Here is a 430-nt window from a genome sequence, read left to right on the forward strand (position 1 = left end):
CTCGGCAATCTGCCTTGCCACCGTCGCGATCGACCTCGCCCGCGGCCGGTCGGTGAAGATCCTCGCCGCCGGCTCGGCGATCCTGTTCGCCGCCATCGGGCTCGTCCTCGTGCTCTCCGATGCCGCGATCGGCACGCTCGGCGTCAAGCTGACGGTCGACATCGGCATCTTCCTGATCTCGCTCGGATCGATGCTGCTGCGCCGTCCGTTCACGCTGCAATATGCGCTCGAGGAGGTTCCGGCCGAAACCGCTGCGATACCCGGCTTCCTGACCGCCAATTACATGATCACGGCGGCCTGGACCGCCGCCGCGCTGGCGATGGCCGTCGCCAATCTCGTGCTGCTCTACGTGCCGGGCCTGCCGCTCTGGTCGAGCCTTGCGGTGGCCTTCGCCGCGCGCAACTGCGCCCTGTACTTTACAAAATGGTAT

Annotated in this window: 1 protein-coding gene; it reads left to right on the top strand. The window is 66.5% G+C overall.

Features of this window, described 5'->3' with window-relative positions; genetic code table 11:
- The coding region (locus AACY49_RS31325) for a hypothetical protein (protein WP_339528237.1) at window positions 1–430 on the top strand (430 nt) is incomplete at both ends.

It is taken from the genome of Pseudomonas sp. EL_65y_Pfl2_R96 (assembly GCF_963970905.1).
In the GTDB taxonomy this organism is placed as follows: Bacteria; Pseudomonadota; Gammaproteobacteria; order Pseudomonadales; family Pseudomonadaceae; genus Aquipseudomonas.